This window comes from uncultured Enterococcus sp., from assembly GCF_913775425.1.
In the GTDB taxonomy this organism is placed as follows: domain Bacteria; phylum Bacillota; class Bacilli; order Lactobacillales; family Enterococcaceae; genus Enterococcus_G.
Genome location: NZ_CAJYIS010000012.1, coordinates 1 through 16,850, shown reverse-complemented (window position 1 = coordinate 16,850; position 16,850 = coordinate 1). Strand labels below are relative to the sequence as shown.

The window sequence follows — 16,850 nt, the reverse complement described above, 5'->3', positions numbered from 1 at the left end:
CCAATTTCATCTAAACGAATGATCAAGACTTTTCCTTTTTCAAGTTTTACTTCGATTTTTTCACCAACACGCATTCCTTCAAAGAATGTCGGCGTATCTAGTACATGGATATCTGCAAATTGATCATAAGCTTTACGATAATCTAAGAAGACTTGTGGATACATGATGTAGCTTAAGACTTCTTTTTTCGTTGGTGTATAGCCGATCAATTGCGCTAATTCTTGCGCAGTTTCATCAAAATCAACAGCCTTGGCATACACCCCAGGACGATCGTTTAATGGCGTACGCTCTTTTAAAATCACTTTTTGTAAACGTTCAGGGAATCCTCCGACTGGTTGTCCTAGATCACCGCGGAAAAATTGAATGACTGATTCAGGAAAGTCGATGGTATCGCCTTTTTCATAAATCAATTCTTCCGTTAAATCGTTTTGGACCATAAATAAAGCCATATCGCCTACTACTTTTGAAGAAGGCGTTACTTTTACAATATCGCCAAACATCATATTGACATGGTGATACATCGTTTTGATTTCATCCCATTTGTCTTCTAGACCAACAGCTTTTGCTTGTTGCTGTAGATTTGAATATTGTCCACCTGGCATTTCGTGGGCATAAACTTCTGTTTGTGGTACACTCACGCCATTTTCAAATGAATGGTAATATTTACGAACATCTTCCCAATAGTGATTGAGTTGTTGCACTTGTTCAATCTCTAATTTTGGCGCACGTGGCGCATCCAATAACGCAAAGTATAAACTGCTGATACTTGGTTGACTCGTGCTGCTACTCATCGCACTCATCGCGACGTCTACGATATCCACCCCTGCATTCACAGCTTCTGAATACGTCATAATCCCATTCCCACTTGTATCATGTGTATGCAAGTGGATCGGTACAGAAACGGTATCTTTTAATTCACTGATTAAACGATACGCCGCTTGTGGTTTTAATAACCCGGCCATATCTTTGATCGCAATGACATGAGCACCAAGTTGTTCTAATTCTTTTGCTAATGCTTTGTAATATTCGATCGAATATTTGCCACGGGTTGCATCATTGATATCTCCTGTATAACAAATAGTCGCTTCAGCAATTTTTCCTGCATCACGGACAGTTTGAATACTTTTTTCCATTTGTGGTACCCAGTTTAAACTATCGAAAATTCGGAAAACGTCAATTCCTTGAATCGCTGCTTCTTTGATAAATTCTTGGATCACATTATCTGGATAGTTTTGATATCCTACAGCATTTGATCCTCTAAAGAGCATTTGAAGCAAGGTATGAGGCATTTTTTTACGCAATAGACGCAAACGTTCCCATGGATCTTCATTTAAGAAACGATAGGCTACATCAAACGTAGCACCGCCCCACATTTCACTTGAGAATAATTCTGGGATAGCCGCTTCTGTCTCGCTAGCAATAGCCACAAGATCACGTGTACGCATACGTGTTGCTAGTAAACTTTGATGTGCATCTCTAAATGTCGTATCCGTCAATAAGACTTCTTTGGTTTGTAAAACAGCTTGACTCACTGCTTGTGCGCCCTCTTGATCTAATAGTTGCTTAAACGAAGTTCCTTTTTGAGGAACAATCAACTGTTTTGGCATACGTGGAGTGAGATAGAACGCTTTTTTCGTTTTTTCCACTCCAGGAAATCCATTTACTGTAATCTCAGAAATATATTTCATCGTTTTATTTCCGCGGTCGCGCACTGCTGGGAAGACGAATAATTCTTCTGTTTGATCGATAAATGTTGTTTTTGCAAGTCCTGAACGGAACGTTTCATGACCGACAACGTTTGCCATAAACGGAATATTGGTTTTGACACCACGCACCCGAAATTCTTTTAAGCAACGTTGCATTTTTTGGATCGCTGCATCAAACGTTTGAGCATGTGTACAGACTTTTACAAGCAATGAATCAAAATAAGGCGTTACCACAGCGCCCGCGTAAGCATTGCCGACATCTAAACGAATACCAAATCCACCTGGTGAACGATACGTATCGATTTTTCCAGTATCGGGCATGAAATCTTGGATCGGATCTTCTGTCGTTACCCGACATTGGATAGCTACTCCGCGATAGTGGATATCTTTTTGTTGTGGAATTCCGATTTCTTGATGCAACTCTTTTCCTTGTGCTACTAGGATTTGCGTCGTTACGATATCGATATCGGTAATCATTTCTGTGATCGTGTGCTCAACTTGGACACGAGGATTCACTTCGATAAAATAAAATTGATCGCCCTCAACTAAGAATTCTACTGTCCCAGCATTAACATAGGAAACATGTTTCATCAATTGAACGGCTGCTTGACAGATTCTCTCACGTTGAGCATCGTCCATTGAGACACATGGGGCCACTTCGACCACTTTTTGATGGCGACGTTGAACGGAGCAATCTCGTTCAAACAAATGGACGATATTGCCATGTGTATCCCCAATAATTTGGACTTCGATGTGCTTTGGATCTTGAATATATTTTTCGACGTAAATTTCATCGCTACCAAAAGCCGCTTTGGCTTCACTTTTTGCACGTTCATAACCTTCACGAGCTTCTTTTTCAGAGTGTGCCACACGCATTCCGCGTCCGCCGCCACCAAGTGCTGCCTTAATCATGATCGGATACCCAAATTCCGTACCAAAAGCGACCACTTCTTCCACGCCAGAAACAGGACCATCTGTACCTGGAATGGATTGAATCCCTGCAGCAAGTGCTGTTTCTTTTGCTTTGATTTTATCCCCAAAAATATCTAACTGATGAACAGTTGGACCGATAAACACGATACCTTCTTCTTGGCAACGTTTAGCAAAAGCTAAGTTTTCTGATAAAAAACCATATCCGGGATGAATTGCTTGGGCACCTGAATCTTTGGCAATTTGAATGATACTCTCAATATCCAAATAAGCATCAATTGGTTTTTTACCTTCACCAACTAAATAGGCTTCATCCGCTTTAAAGCGATGAACAGAATACTCATCTTCAGCTGCATAAACCCCAACTGTTTGAATACCCAATTCTGCGCACGCACGAAACACACGTACGGCAATTTCACCACGGTTTGCTACAAGAACCTTGTTCATTTAACCACTCCTTCAATCAAAAAACTTTATCTATATCAGCTGCAAACGTTTTTTCTTTTCGTCTGCACTAATATTCAATACAAAACCGATACATACTGAAAACATCAATAAACTCGATCCACCTTGACTCACAAAAGGAAACGTGATCCCGGTCAAAGGAATCACTCCGGTAATGCCGCCAAGATTAATAAAGATCGAAATTAAAAATAGCGATCCAATCCCGATACACATTAATGAATTAAATGGATTCGATGACCGAATGCCAATTAAAAAGATGCGGGCGATCATATATAATAAAAGAGCGAGTAGCAAAATTGCTACAATCAACCCTAATTCCTCAACTAAAATAGCAAAAGCGTAATCTGTCTGCGCTTCACTCAAAAATCCTTTTTTCTGAATACTATTGCCTAAACCACGGCCAAACAATCCACCATTGAACATCGCATAATACCCTTGAACGGCTTGGTGACCTAGCCCATATTCATCACTAAATGGATCTCTGTAAATCAAGAAACGATTCACGACATGACTTGGTAACAGTCCCGATAACAAAGGAACCAACCAAATCGCAATAAAACTGCCGACAAGCATAAAACCTGCTGCACAAAGCGCATATAAATAATTCAATCCACTACCTAAGAGCATCATCACGACAACAAGTAGTAAGACCATCATATTGCCGTAATCGGGATAGAGGGCCAATACAAAAATACTAAATAGTGGCCAGACCAGATGATACGTGTGATAAATCACACGGCTTTCAAAATGCTGGATGATTGGTTGACGATTGGCGATCCGACTAGCTAAAAACCAGATCGTGACGAATTTTAAAAATTCAGCTGGTTGCAAAGTCCCAATTCCAATATTGATCCAACCAAACGACCCATTGACCCTAGGAAAAGCAAACACAATAAACATCAATGGGGTCAAACACGCCAATACGAGTGCGGATAAGCGTTGATTACGTAAGACGGTAGTTTTCATGCGGTAAATCGCAGCCATTAGCAACAAGCTGATGACCCAAAAGAAAAATTGGAGTACAGCTTGCTTGGCTGGATTGATATTATTTTCTAATAATTCATACGAAGTGGTACTATAGACCATCATTAATCCCACAATACATAAAATCAGGTACGGGATCAAGATCGAAAAATCTAATAGATGACGTTTTTTTACTTTGACAGGCAAAGCCTAACCCTCCTTGCCCTCAACATTTTTCTGTTCTGCATATACATCGGTATACAAGACATTTAAATCTTGTTCTAATTGACTTAATAGCTGATGTCCCGTTTGAGTTGAAATCACGCCTAGTGTAGTCGCAAAGGCAATTTGTCGAGATAATCCATACATTTGTGTATCCACAACTTCTTCAAAAGCCTTACATTGTGAAATACATTGACGATTCTGTTGATTTTTAATCAACATCCGAATCCGATCCGCTTCCTGTAATAAAAGCGAATAGGCCATTTCTGGAGTAATAGTTTCCATAAGACTTCCTCCTATCTAATTTCAATATTATAGCATATTTTCAAGGAAAGAATGCATTCTCTTTCAAGTTTTATTTTTCACGATAGAAAAAAGAAGCACAAAAATGTGCTTCTTTGATTTGTTTTATTTACGTTTCTTTTGAGATTTTTCACGCTCGTTTTTGTTTAAGATTTGTTTACGTAAACGAATGTTCTCTGGTGTTACTTCACAGTACTCATCATCGTTTAAGAATTCTAAAGATTCTTCTAACGTTAATTTCTTCGGACGTTTGATGACAGAAGTTTGGTCTTTATTCGCTGAACGAACGTTTGTCATTTGTTTTGCTTTCGTGATGTTTACGGTTAAGTCGTTATCACGAGAGTTTTCCCCAATGATCATCCCTTCGTAAACTTCAGTTGTTGGTTCGACAAAGACTGTTCCACGCTCTTCAATACTCATGATCGAATAAGTCGTTGCTTTACCTGTATCGATCGATACTAAAGCACCGTTATGACGTCCACCAAGTTGACCTTTGATCATTGGTAGATATTGGTCAAACGTGTGGTGCATGATTCCATATCCACGAGTCATTGATAAGAATTCAGTTGTATATCCAATTAATCCACGTGCTGGTGCTAAGAAGATGATGCGTACTTGACCATTTCCTGTATGGATCATATCTTGCATTTCTGCTTTACGTGTTCCTAAAGATTCAATGATTGATCCCATGTATTCTTCAGGTGTATCGATTTGCACACGTTCAAAAGGTTCGCATTTCACGCCATCGATTTCGCGTTCGATTACTTCAGGACGAGATACTTGTAACTCGAATCCTTCACGACGCATGTTTTCGATCAAGATCGACAAATGCAATTCTCCACGTCCAGATACGATCCAAGAATCTGGTCCAAGTGGTTCTACACGTAAAGATACGTCTGTCTGTAATTCAGCCATTAAACGTTCCTCGATTTTACGAGACGTTACCCATTTTCCTTCGCGTCCAGCAAAAGGTGAGTTGTTCACTAAAAATGTCATTTGTAATGTTGGTTCGTCAATGTGTAAGATTGGTAGCGCATCTTGATGGTCAAATGGTGTTACCGTTTCTCCAACGAAGATATCTTCCATACCAGATACGGCAATCAAATCTCCAGCTTTTGCTTCTTGGATTTCTTCACGTTGTAATCCAAAGAAACCAAAGATTTTTGTAACGCGGAAACGTTTTACGGTTCCGTCTAATTTCATTAAAGCTACTTGGTCACCAACACGGATTGTTCCACGGAAGACACGTCCGATACCGATACGACCAACATAGTCATTGTAGTCTAATAAAGACACTTGGAATTGTAATGGCTCATCGCTATTGTCCACTGGTGCTGGAATATGTTCCACGATCGTGTCAAAGATTGGTGCCATTGTTTCTGTTTGATCAGCAGGGTTATCTGATAAACTAGAGGTTCCATTTAATGCTGATGCATAGATAACTGGGAAATCTAATTGCTCATCGTCTGCTCCTAATTCGATAAATAATTCCAACACTTCATCAACTACGTGTTCTGGACGTGCTGATGGTTTGTCGATTTTATTTACAACTACGATTGGGACAACATTTTGTTCCAAAGCTTTTTTCAATACAAAACGTGTTTGAGGCATTGTTCCTTCGTAAGCATCTACGACTAAGACAACTCCATCAACCATTTTCATGATACGTTCTACTTCTCCACCAAAATCGGCATGTCCAGGGGTATCTAAAATGTTGATACGTGTTCCATTGTAGTCTACAGCCGTATTTTTAGCTAAGATTGTAATCCCACGCTCTTGTTCTAGTGCATTTGAATCCATTGCACGTTCTTGTAATTGTGTACGGGCATTTAAAGTCGTAGATTGTTTTAATAATTCATCTACTAAAGTTGTTTTACCATGGTCAACGTGGGCAATAATAGCGACGTTACGAATATCATTTCTATAATTCAATTGTATTAACTCCTTCGATTTTAACATTTACTCAACAAGTCATTATAACAGAAAAATAATCTGAAATATAGTAGAAAGTTTTCATTTTGTTCTAATTTTCTTGTTTTGTCAATGCAATCATTTCTGTATAGGCTTTTTTAGTCCCCGCAATAAAATATTCTCGACCAGAAAATGAGAGTGGTTGCCCATCTAAGCGGCTCATCTTCATCCCAAATGTTTCTAATAACACTCCACCTGCAGCATAATCCCATGGCGATAGATTCGAGATGTACCCAATCCGTTGCCCTAATAACAAAGCACTCAATTCTACTCCTGCGCAACCTAACATTCTAACGCCCATCGCTTGTTGTCCTAAATCACGCGCATGATGAAAATTGGCCGCATACATCCCGGAATTCAAGCCTAATAGACCTTCACTAAGTCCAAGATCTTTTGGTGCATCTATTTTTGTTCCGTTACAATACACACCCTCACTAGGTCCTCCACAAAGCATTTGTTCTTTGACGACATCGTAAATAAATCCTAGTACTGGTCGTTTGTCTTCATAGATGCCCACCATCACACAAAAATTTTCTTGTTCTAGGACAAAATTTAATGTGCCATCGATTGGGTCGATAATATACACTCTACCAGAAAAATCATTGAGTTGATCGCGACCATTTTCTTCTGCCATAATTTTTGCATCAGGATCTTGTGTTAAAATCGCGTCGATCAAAAAACGTTGAATCTCTTTATCCATATTGGTCACAAGGTCTTTGCGATCGGTCTTTGTATCGACTTGAATGTTTGTGTTTGCTGACGCTGCCTTGATTTTTTCACCTGCTTGTCTAAGTAACTGTTCGATATCAGCCATCATATTCATTAACGGCGTACTCCTTTCATCGAAAATTTCCCTGTTTGGAGCGCTTTGGCATGTTTTACAGCGTGATATAAGGAATATCCTGAAGCAGCTTCAAATTCACGTCCTAATTTTCGTTCCTCACCGATTGAACGTACGACCGTTTTAAATGCTTGATATGCTGCTAAAAATTGTTCTACGGTCACATTTTGTTCGTAACTCTTTTCTAAGATTTCCCACATCTTGACGACTTTTACCATTTCAGCTGTCGTCCATTCTAAATCTAGCGGATATTGATACTCTTCCATCGACTCATTCCTTATCTATTTTTAGTCTATGCTTTATTTTACTACAAGTAAAAAAAATAGACCAATCGATTCCTCGATTGGTCTATTTGAAATTACGCGTGAATTGGTAAACCTAATGCTAATTCAGAAGCATCCATCACGATTTCACCTAAAGAAGGGTGAGGGTGGATAGTTAATGCGATATCTTCAGCATTCATACCAGATTCAATCGCAAGCGCTAATTCAGAAATCATATCTGAAGCACTTACACCGGCGATTTGAGCACCGATAATCACATTATCGTCAACAGAAGTCACTAAACGGATAAATCCTTCAGTTCTTCCTAATGATAATGCACGGCCATTTCCAGCAAATGGGAATTTCACTGCTTTTGCTTCGATTCCTGCAGCTTTCGCTTCAGCAATTGTCATTCCAACACTTGCTAATTCAGGATCTGTAAAGGCTACAGCTGGCATTGCTTTGTAATCGATCGCTACTTTTTTACCAGCAATCGCTTCAGCAGCAATTTTTGCTTCATAGCTTGCTTTATGCGCAAGTGCAGCACCAGGTGTGATATCGCCAATTGCGAAAATGTTTTTCACATTTGTACGGCCTTGGTTGTCTACTTGGATTAATCCACGTTCGCCCACTTCAACACCAGCTTGTTCTAAGCCCATGTCATCAGTGTTTGCACGACGACCAACTGTTACCATTACGTAGTCAGCAGTAACAGATTCTTCTTTACCGTCTACTTCGTATTTCACAGTTACGCTATCGCCATTGTCAATGGCTTCTTTAGCCATTGCTTTAGTGACAGTTGTAATGCCTTTTTTCTTGAAGTCCGCTTCAACAAGTTTTACCATGTCTTTTTCGTACGTTGGTAAAATTTGAGGAGAGCCTTCAAGGATGGTTACGTCAGAACCTAGGTTTGCATACGCACTACCTAATTCTGAACCGATAACACCACCACCGATGATCACGAATTTCTTCGGAACTTCAGTCAAGTTCAAACCGCCAGTTGAATCTAGTACGCGGCCGCCAAATTTAAATCCTTTGATTTCGATTGGACGAGAACCTGTTGCGATGATCGCATTGTTGAATGAATACGTTTGAGCAGAATCTGGGTGGATCACACGTAATGTATGGTCATCCACGAAGAATGCTTCTCCTTCGATTACTTCAACTTTATTTTTTTTCAAGAGCATGCTAACACCTGAAGTTAATTTGTTTACTACTCCATTGTTTTTCCAGTCTTGTGTTTTTGTAAAGTCTAAGTTTACATTTTCAGCAGTCACGCCAAACATTTCTGATTCTTTTGCTTCTTGGAAATGATGACCAGCAGAAATCAACGCTTTTGAAGGAATACATCCAACGTTTAAACAAACGCCTCCGATATATTCACGTTCAATGATCGCTACTTTTTGACCCATTTGGGCAGCACGGATGGCAGCTACATAGCCACCAGGTCCTGCTCCAATTACAACTGTATCTAATTCTACAGCGAAATCTCCAACTACCATTTGTTTATCATCCTTCCATTAATAGTAACTCTGGATCTGCTAACAGACGTTTAATGTTGTTCATCGCTTTTTGAGCAGTCGCTCCGTCTACGATACGGTGGTCGAAACTAAATGATAATTTCATCATACGACCAACAACGATTTCGCCTTCTGCATTTACAATTGGTTGTTGAACAATTGTACCTACACCTAAAATCGCAACTTCAGGGTAGTTGATTACTGGTGTGAACCAAGTTCCACCAACTGAACCGATGTTACTGATTGTAATACTTCCGTTACGCATATCTTCAGCAGATAATTTACCTTCTTGTGCTAGACCAGCTTTAGCATTGATTTCATCTGCGATTGCAAATAATCCTTTGCGGTCTGCGTCTTTCACGTTAGGTACATATAATCCGTGATCTGTATCGGTTGCGATACCGATATTGTAGTAATGTTTGAAGACGATCTCTTGAGAAGCGTCGTCGATTGAAGCATTTAAGATCGGGAATTTTTTCACAGTAGCCGTTAATGCTTTGACTACGTATGGTAAGAAAGTTAATTTCGTGCCGTTTGCAGCAGCCACTTCTTTAAATTTCTTACGTTGATCCCATAATTTAGATACTTCTACTTCATCGTGTAATGTCACGTGAGGCGCTGTTTGTTTGCTGTTTACCATTGCTTTGGCAATCGCACGGCGAGTTGGTGTCATTTTTTCACGAGTTTCCATTTCAGCTACGTTTGAAGTAAATGCTTTAGCTGGTGCTGCCGCTTTTTCTTCTTTCGCTTCAGCTTTAGGTGCTTCTTGAGCAGGAGCTGCAGCAGCCGGAGCGCCACCAGCCATAAAGCTTTGGATATCTTCTTTTGTCACGCGACCGTTTTTGCCTGTAGCGACTACTTGTGTAATGTCTACATCGTTTTCACGAGCAAATTGGCGTACAGAAGGCATTGCCAACACGCGTTTGTTTGGATCTTGAGCTGAAACAACTGAAGCATCGCCAGTAGATGCAGCTGCTTTAGGAGCTTCTGCTTGAGCTGGTGCTGCAGCTGGTGCGCTATTGTGGCCTGGTGCGTCGATTTCAACTAACACGTCACCCACGTTTGCTACTGTACCTTCAGCTACCACGATTGTTTTGACAGTACCAGTTACTGGAGAAGGGATCTCTTCCACTGATTTATCGTTTTGTACTTCTAGTAATGTATCATCTTCGTTGATAGTATCGCCAGCTTTAACGAACCATTTTACGATTTCGCCTTCTGCGATTCCTTCACCGATATCAGGTAATTTGAATTGGAAAACACCTTCGCTTGCAGCAGCTTGAGGTTCTGCAGCTGGAGCTTCTGGAGTTTGTTCTTGTGCAGGAGCTGCAGGAGCATCGTCTTCGTGACCAGGTGCGTCGATTTCAACTAACACATCGCCTACGTTTGCTACTGTACCTTCTGATACAAGGATATTTTTTACTGTTCCAGTTACTGGAGAAGGGATTTCTTCAACAGACTTGTCATTTTGTACTTCTAATAACGTGTCGTCTTCGTTGATTGTGTCGCCGACTTTAACGAACCATTTTACGATTTCGCCTTCTGCGATTCCTTCACCGATGTCTGGTAATTTAAATTGAAATGCCATGTTTGCTTTCGTCCTTTCTGATTACCTTAGAAGTTTGCGATTTCTCTTACTTTAGCTTCGATATCTGCTGCGTTTGGTAACCAAGCATTTTCAGCTTGACCAAATGGGAAGACAGTATCTGGAGCAGAAACACGTCCGATTGGTGCTTCTAATGATAAGATCGCACGTTCAGCGATTTCAGATGCCACTTGTGCACCAACGCCGGCTTGTTTTTGCGCTTCTTGAACAACAACAACACGGCCTGTTTTTTCAACAGAGTCAATGATTGTTTTGATATCTAAAGGAGCTACAGTACGCAAGTCGATGATTTCAACACTGATGCCGTCTTTTTCAACTGCTTCAGCCGCTTTGATTGCTTCACGAACCATTGCACCATAAGTGATGATCGATACATCAGAACCTTCACGGGTAACTGCTGCTTGATCTAATGGTACTTCATAAGCTTCTTCTGGCACTTCTTCACGGAAAGAACGGTAAAGTTTCATGTGCTCTAAGAAAACAACTGGATCATTGCTACGGATAGAAGCAATTAATAATCCTTTTGCATCGTATGGATTTGATGGAATTACGACACGGATACCAGGAGATTGAGCGATCAATCCTTCTAAGTTATCTGAGTGTAATTCTGGAGTATGTACCCCACCACCAAATGGTGAACGTACAACGATTGGAAGATTACGTGTGCCACCCATGCGGTAACGAGTACGCGCCATTTGAGCTACAACTTCATCCATTGCTTCGAATACAAAACCGAAGAATTGTAATTCTGGCACTGGACGGAATCCTTCAAGTGCTAAACCGAATGCTAAACCAGCAATACCTGATTCTGCTAATGGTGTATCAAATACGCGGTCTTCGCCGTATTTTTCTTGTAATCCTTCAGTTGCGCGGAAAACTCCACCATTATTACCAACGTCTTCACCAAATACTAGGACGTTTTCGTCATTGCCTAATTCAAGAGCAAGGGCATCAGTGATTGCTTGGATCATTGTTTTTTGTGCCATCTGTTATTTCGACTCCTTCGCTTCGTAGAATTCAATTTGTTCTTTAATTGATTGTGGTTGAACTTCAAACATGCTCTTCAAGAAATCAGAAACTTTTTGTTTTGGAACTTTATCTGCTTCTGCAACAGCTGCTTTGATTTCTTCTTTAGTCGCATCGATGATTTCTTGTTCTTTTTCTTCAGACCAGATTCCTTTTGCTTCTAGGTATTTACGGAAGCGAATCAATGGATCTTTTAATTCCCACTCGTTATCCATGTCTTTTGTACGGTAACGGGTTGGATCATCACCTGAAAGTGTATGTGGACCGTAACGGTAAGTTAATGTTTCGATTAACACAGGACCGTTTCCAGCTACTGACCATTCTCTAGCCATTTTAGAAACAGTGTAAACTGCTAATGGATCCATACCATCTACTTGGATACCAGGGATTCCAGCTGCTACTGCTTTTTGTGCAAGTGTGTGTGCAGCAGATTGTTTTTCACGTGGAGTAGAAATCGCAAATCCATTGTTTTGGATGTAGAATACTGCGTTTGCTTTGTAAGCTCCAGCGAAGTTGATTGCTTCGTAGAAATCTCCTTGTGAAGATCCTCCATCACCAGTATAAGTGATTGCTACGTTTGGTTTGTTACGTTTTTTAAGACCTAAAGCAACACCAGCTGCTTGCACGTATTGTGCACCGATGATGATTTGTGGTGGTAAAGCTTTTAGGCTTTCAGGATATAAGTTTCCGGCAACGTGTCCACGAGACCATAGGAAAGCTTCTTTTAAAGGTAGACCGTGTTGGATCAATTGAGGTACATCACGGTAACCTGGTAATAATACGTCTTCTTTTTCAAAAGCAAAATGACTTGCTAATTGGCTTGCTTCTTGACCAGCAGTTGGTGCGAAGAATCCTAGACGACCTTGGCGGTTCAATGCAGTTGAACGTTCATTTAATACACGAGACCAAACCATACGAGTCATTAAATCTACTAATTCCTCATCACTTAAATCTGGTACTAGAGCTTCATTTACAACATTTCCATCTTGATCCAATGCTTGGTAAGTTGGGAAATCAGCGTTGATATTTTTTAACAAAGCTTCAAAGTCAATTGTTTTTTTCTTTGCCATCTTGTCACACTTTCCTCTCTTAATTCTTCTTGAGAATCTTTCATTATCAAATATAACAGTACACATTTCTGTATTACTGCAAAAATGATTTACATGTATAAATTATCATCTTTAGCAAAATAAGACAAGTAAAATGTTTTTATGACTTTCTTTATTTAATTATTTAATGAGGAAGTAAGCGTATGTCATCTCTACAAAAGTGATTGATTTCACATATTGAAATGATTATAAAAACAGAAAAAATGAACAAATTATAACAGAAATAACAGAACTGTTTCGTATATTTGTGATTACTTGCATTTGTTTTTTTAACGTAAAATGAGATTCATTAAAATTAGACTATAAAAAAGCGCTTTATATTCATAGTGTTTTCTTTTATACTGAACTTACCTTCACCATCAGCTTTCGACACGCACCTCTAGCTAACTTTCACATCTGTATGTGACACAACACAAATTATACTATAACAGAAAAAAGGAGAGCGCCATGTTTCCCATCCGTCAACTATTCACTTCATCGATTTATGACTGTTTCTCTTTTATCGATCACTTATCTCCAGCTGCTTCTGGAACAAATTTAGAACAATTGTGTCTAGATCATCACCTTTCTTTACTTTCAGGTAAGAAAATCATCGAGCAAGCAAACCTTGCAGCAGGCATCCCTTTATTTTTAATCCAGAAAAACCGTCTTTTTATGACAAACATGCCAACTATCACCTATCACGCACAGTATGCATTTGCATTTAAAGAAAAATATGAAATCATGATCTTTAAACAACTCTTGCACCACCCCATCTTGACACAACAAAAATTGGCCGTCCAATATGCTGTAAGCGAAGCAACGATCAGCCGTTTGATGCAATCGATTCAACGCTATTTTTCTGATTTTAAAGACATTCACTTTACTTCTTCCCCAATGTCGTTTTCAGCCACGAAGACCGGAACGATTCAGCGCTTTATTCTCTATCTTTCTCTCACACTAGAAGAACACTTTACAAATGACCGCACCATGGGTTCTTTTGAACAACGATTTGTCGAGCTACTTACGCTATCTCTTAAACAATCAGTACCTGACGCCTCTATTATTGAGAACATGGATTGGTCAACTGAGAATACTTTTTTACCACCGCTTTTTGCTTCACTTGGACTCCCGACTTTTTTACAGTCAACCACCACGATTGCCTTTTATCATTTTTTACAAAGGCGAGTTAATATCCAATCCACTTTTTCAGAGCATCTACTGATCATCAGCGGGTATTTTTTCTTATTATGGACACTCGAGTTGCCATTGTTTCAAGTGTATGATTTTGTCCGTATCCACGAACGATACCAAAGTCCTAATCCGACAAACTGTTCACGTGTACTTGTTCAAGATATGATGTTATCCTTCAATCTTTCTTTACGAGACGATTGTATCTTTTTTTTCGAAGGACTATTTACATGGTATTTCGAAAAGACAGGCTATTACAACTAAAAAAGGATAGAACAAAAGTCTGTCATACTTCCTAAGAAGGAATACACGGTGTTTTATTTAAAAAAATAAGCCGCATCATTCCCAAAATAGGCGATCCTATTATCGGAATGTTACGGCTGATTATTTGAAGCTGCTCATTTCTGTCACAGCCTTCTTTGTTATTAAATCGTATCTCCATTGAAGATCGAATTTTTTACGATCACGTAATCCACTTTACGGATCGCTTCTAAATCTTTTCCACCTGCATAAGAAATTGAAGATTGTAAATCTTGTTGCATCTCAATCAATGTATCTTTTAACGATCCTTTATAAGGCAACCAGATTTTTTTGCCTTCAACATTTTTCTTTTCACCTTTTTGGAACTCAGAAGCTGAGCCAAAATATTCTTTCATTAATACGCCATTTTCTTCGATGGTTTCACCTGGAGATTCTTCATGACCTGCAAAAAGCGAGCCGATCATTACCATCGTTGCACCAAAACGAATCGATTTTGCGATATCTCCATGCGTTCGAATCCCACCATCTGCAATGATTGGCTTACGTGCAGCTTTCGCACACCAACGCACCGCAGCTAATTGCCAACCACCTGTTCCAAACCCTGTTTTAATTTTTGTAATACACACTTTACCAGGTCCGATCCCAACTTTTGTCGCATCAGCTCCAGCATTTTCTAATTCACGGACTGCTTCTGGTGTACCTACATTTCCGGCAATAACAAATGTTTCAGGCAGTCTTGATTTGATGTATTGGATCATGTCAATCACCGCGTTCGAATGCCCATGCGCAATATCAATCGTGATGTAGTCAGGAATCAACTGTTCATTAGCTAGTTGATCAACAAAGGCATATTCTTCAGGTTTGACACCTACACTGATCGAACTAATATATCCTTTTGCTTGCATCTCTTTGACAAATTGGACACGCGCTGCTTCATCAAAACGGTGCATAATATAAAAATAACCATTAGCTGCTAAAAATTCAGCAATTGTTTCATCAATAATTGTTTGCATATTTGCTGGTACAACTGGCATCTTAAATGAATGCTTTCCTAAAGTAACTGTCGTATCGCATTCTGAACGGCTCGTTACAATACATTTATTCGGTACTAATTGGATATCTTCATAATCAAATACTTTCATCTCAAACATAAACATACCTCGCTTATTTATTGTCCGTTTTATCGTGTCCGTACACGCACACTCAACGGTAATAATTTACGCTATTTACGTAAAAAAAACAAGATATGCCAACCTTTTCTTAAACATTATTCGACAATTGTTCGTCTTTTGGCAAATCGATCGCCAATATCGCGACGATAACGTAAATTTGTCCAGTTATTTTTCTCTAACTCTTGATATAACGATGCACGGACTGACGCTAACGATTCTCCTAATTGTTGGGCTACAAAAATACGGCCACCATCTGTATATAACGTTCCTTTTTCTTTACTTAAATTCGAATAGAACACTTGGCTAGTGGGCAATACGATTGTAGGAAACGGCCGTTTTGGTGTTGGCTGTTCTGGATATTCTTCACGCGCGACAACAACGGCTACGCTCGTTTGATTCGAAAAACGCACTTCAGGTACTTCGTGATGAAGGAGCGAGCGAATAATTTGGACCAAACTACTTTCTAATAAAGGCAATACGACCTGTGCTTCTGGATCACCAAAGCGCGTATTAAATTCAATGACATATAACCCTTCTTTCGTTTGCATCATCCCTGCATATAAAATTCCAGTAAATGGCATCCCGTTATTCGCCAGATGCGAAACGACCGGCTGCATGACCGTTTCTACAACTTGCTTTGTGATCGTTTCATTAAATTGCGGCAGCGGTGCATACGCGCCCATTCCACCAGTATTTGGACCTTGGTCATCATCATAGGCTTGCTTGTGGTCTTGAGCTAATACCATCGGATAGATACGTGTTTTGTCAACGAAGGCCATCAGTGTGAATTCTTCTCCTTCTAAATACTGTTCGATGACAACCGTCGTAGCCATTTTGGTAAATAACAGTTCTAAAACCTGACAACTTTCTGTGAAATCCTGACAAATAAATACACCTTTCCCTGAAGCCAACCCATCTGCTTTCAATACAATTGGAAAAGTTTGCGTTTTAAGATACGCTTTTCCTTGTTCAACATTCGTACAAATTTGATAAGGAGCAGTTAAGATCGCCAATTCTTTCATGATGGCTTTTGCAAACGATTTTGAACTTTCTAACTGTGTTGCTTGTTGACTAGGACCAAAAATCAATTGTCCTTTGGCTTTAAAATGATCCACAATCCCAGCTGAGAGTGGTTGTTCAGGACCAACGATCGTAAATTCAACTTGATGCTGTTGCGCAAACGCACTTAATCGTGCAAAATCCATCGCATCAATTGCCACGACTTCGATCCCGGCTTCTGTCATTCCACAATTTCCCGGGCAACAATAGACAGTAGTGACTTGCTGATCTTGAAGTAGCGTTTTTGCAATTGCATGTTCTCG

At 39.7% G+C, this 16,850-nt stretch carries 13 protein-coding genes; 1 reads left to right on the top strand and 12 read right to left on the bottom strand.

Annotated features, from left to right (window positions below; all coding sequences use genetic code 11):
• The 10 genes from QZ413_RS01470 to pdhA form a co-directional block, all read right to left on the bottom strand.
• Positions 1 to 3,083 (bottom strand): pyruvate carboxylase (locus QZ413_RS01470; protein WP_297075464.1); only part of this gene is annotated, 3,083 nt, incomplete at its 3' end.
• Positions 3,084 to 3,113: 30 nt separating this feature from the next.
• Positions 3,114 to 4,271, bottom strand: a complete 1,158-nt coding sequence (locus tag QZ413_RS01465; protein WP_297075461.1) for an FtsW/RodA/SpoVE family cell cycle protein — start codon at positions 4,269 to 4,271, stop codon at positions 3,114 to 3,116.
• Positions 4,272 to 4,274: 3 nt separating this feature from the next.
• Complete coding sequence (locus QZ413_RS01460; RefSeq protein WP_297075457.1) at positions 4,275 to 4,571, bottom strand: DUF1507 family protein; 297 nt, start codon at positions 4,569 to 4,571, stop codon at positions 4,275 to 4,277.
• Positions 4,572 to 4,694: 123 nt separating this feature from the next.
• Positions 4,695 to 6,521, bottom strand: coding sequence for a translational GTPase TypA (gene typA / locus QZ413_RS01455; protein ID WP_297075455.1), 1,827 nt, complete (start codon positions 6,519 to 6,521; stop codon positions 4,695 to 4,697).
• Positions 6,522 to 6,612: 91 nt separating this feature from the next.
• Positions 6,613 to 7,383, bottom strand: coding sequence for an inositol monophosphatase family protein (locus QZ413_RS01450; RefSeq protein ID WP_297075454.1), 771 nt, complete (start codon positions 7,381 to 7,383; stop codon positions 6,613 to 6,615).
• Entirely contained in the window at positions 7,383 to 7,667 is a 285-nt protein-coding gene (locus QZ413_RS01445; RefSeq protein ID WP_297075452.1) for a UPF0223 family protein, read from the bottom strand. The genes QZ413_RS01450 and QZ413_RS01445 overlap by 1 nt, the downstream gene beginning before the upstream one ends.
• Positions 7,668 to 7,759: 92 nt before the next feature.
• Positions 7,760 to 9,166, bottom strand: a complete 1,407-nt coding sequence (gene lpdA, locus QZ413_RS01440; protein WP_297075451.1) for a dihydrolipoyl dehydrogenase — start codon at positions 9,164 to 9,166, stop codon at positions 7,760 to 7,762.
• Between the two features lie 7 nt (positions 9,167 to 9,173).
• Positions 9,174 to 10,772 (bottom strand): dihydrolipoyllysine-residue acetyltransferase, encoded by a 1,599-nt coding sequence (locus QZ413_RS01435; protein WP_297075449.1) that lies wholly within the window; start codon positions 10,770 to 10,772, stop codon positions 9,174 to 9,176.
• Between the two features lie 26 nt (positions 10,773 to 10,798).
• On the bottom strand, positions 10,799 to 11,776 hold the full coding sequence (locus QZ413_RS01430) for an alpha-ketoacid dehydrogenase subunit beta (RefSeq protein WP_016185392.1): 978 nt from the start codon (positions 11,774 to 11,776) through the stop codon (positions 10,799 to 10,801).
• Positions 11,777 to 11,779: 3 nt separating this feature from the next.
• Positions 11,780 to 12,886: a pyruvate dehydrogenase (acetyl-transferring) E1 component subunit alpha gene (gene pdhA, locus QZ413_RS01425; RefSeq protein WP_016185391.1), complete on the bottom strand. Its 1,107-nt coding sequence runs from the start codon at positions 12,884 to 12,886 to the stop codon at positions 11,780 to 11,782.
• A 486-nt stretch (positions 12,887 to 13,372) separates the two neighbouring features.
• Between pdhA and QZ413_RS01420 the strand changes: the two genes are divergently transcribed.
• The gene (locus QZ413_RS01420; protein ID WP_297075447.1) at positions 13,373 to 14,359 is read left to right on the top strand and encodes a hypothetical protein; all 987 of its coding nucleotides are present in this window, start codon (positions 13,373 to 13,375) and stop codon (positions 14,357 to 14,359) included.
• Positions 14,360 to 14,520: 161 nt separating this feature from the next.
• Here QZ413_RS01420 and guaC read toward each other — a convergent pair whose 3' ends face one another.
• Positions 14,521 to 15,498 carry a GMP reductase gene (guaC, locus tag QZ413_RS01415; RefSeq protein WP_297075467.1) on the bottom strand — a complete coding sequence of 326 codons (978 nt, stop codon included), beginning with the start codon at positions 15,496 to 15,498 and terminating at the stop codon, positions 14,521 to 14,523.
• Between the two features lie 125 nt (positions 15,499 to 15,623).
• On the bottom strand, positions 15,624 to 16,850 hold a 1,227-nt coding region (gene purD / locus QZ413_RS01410; protein WP_297075446.1), incomplete at its 5' end, for a phosphoribosylamine--glycine ligase.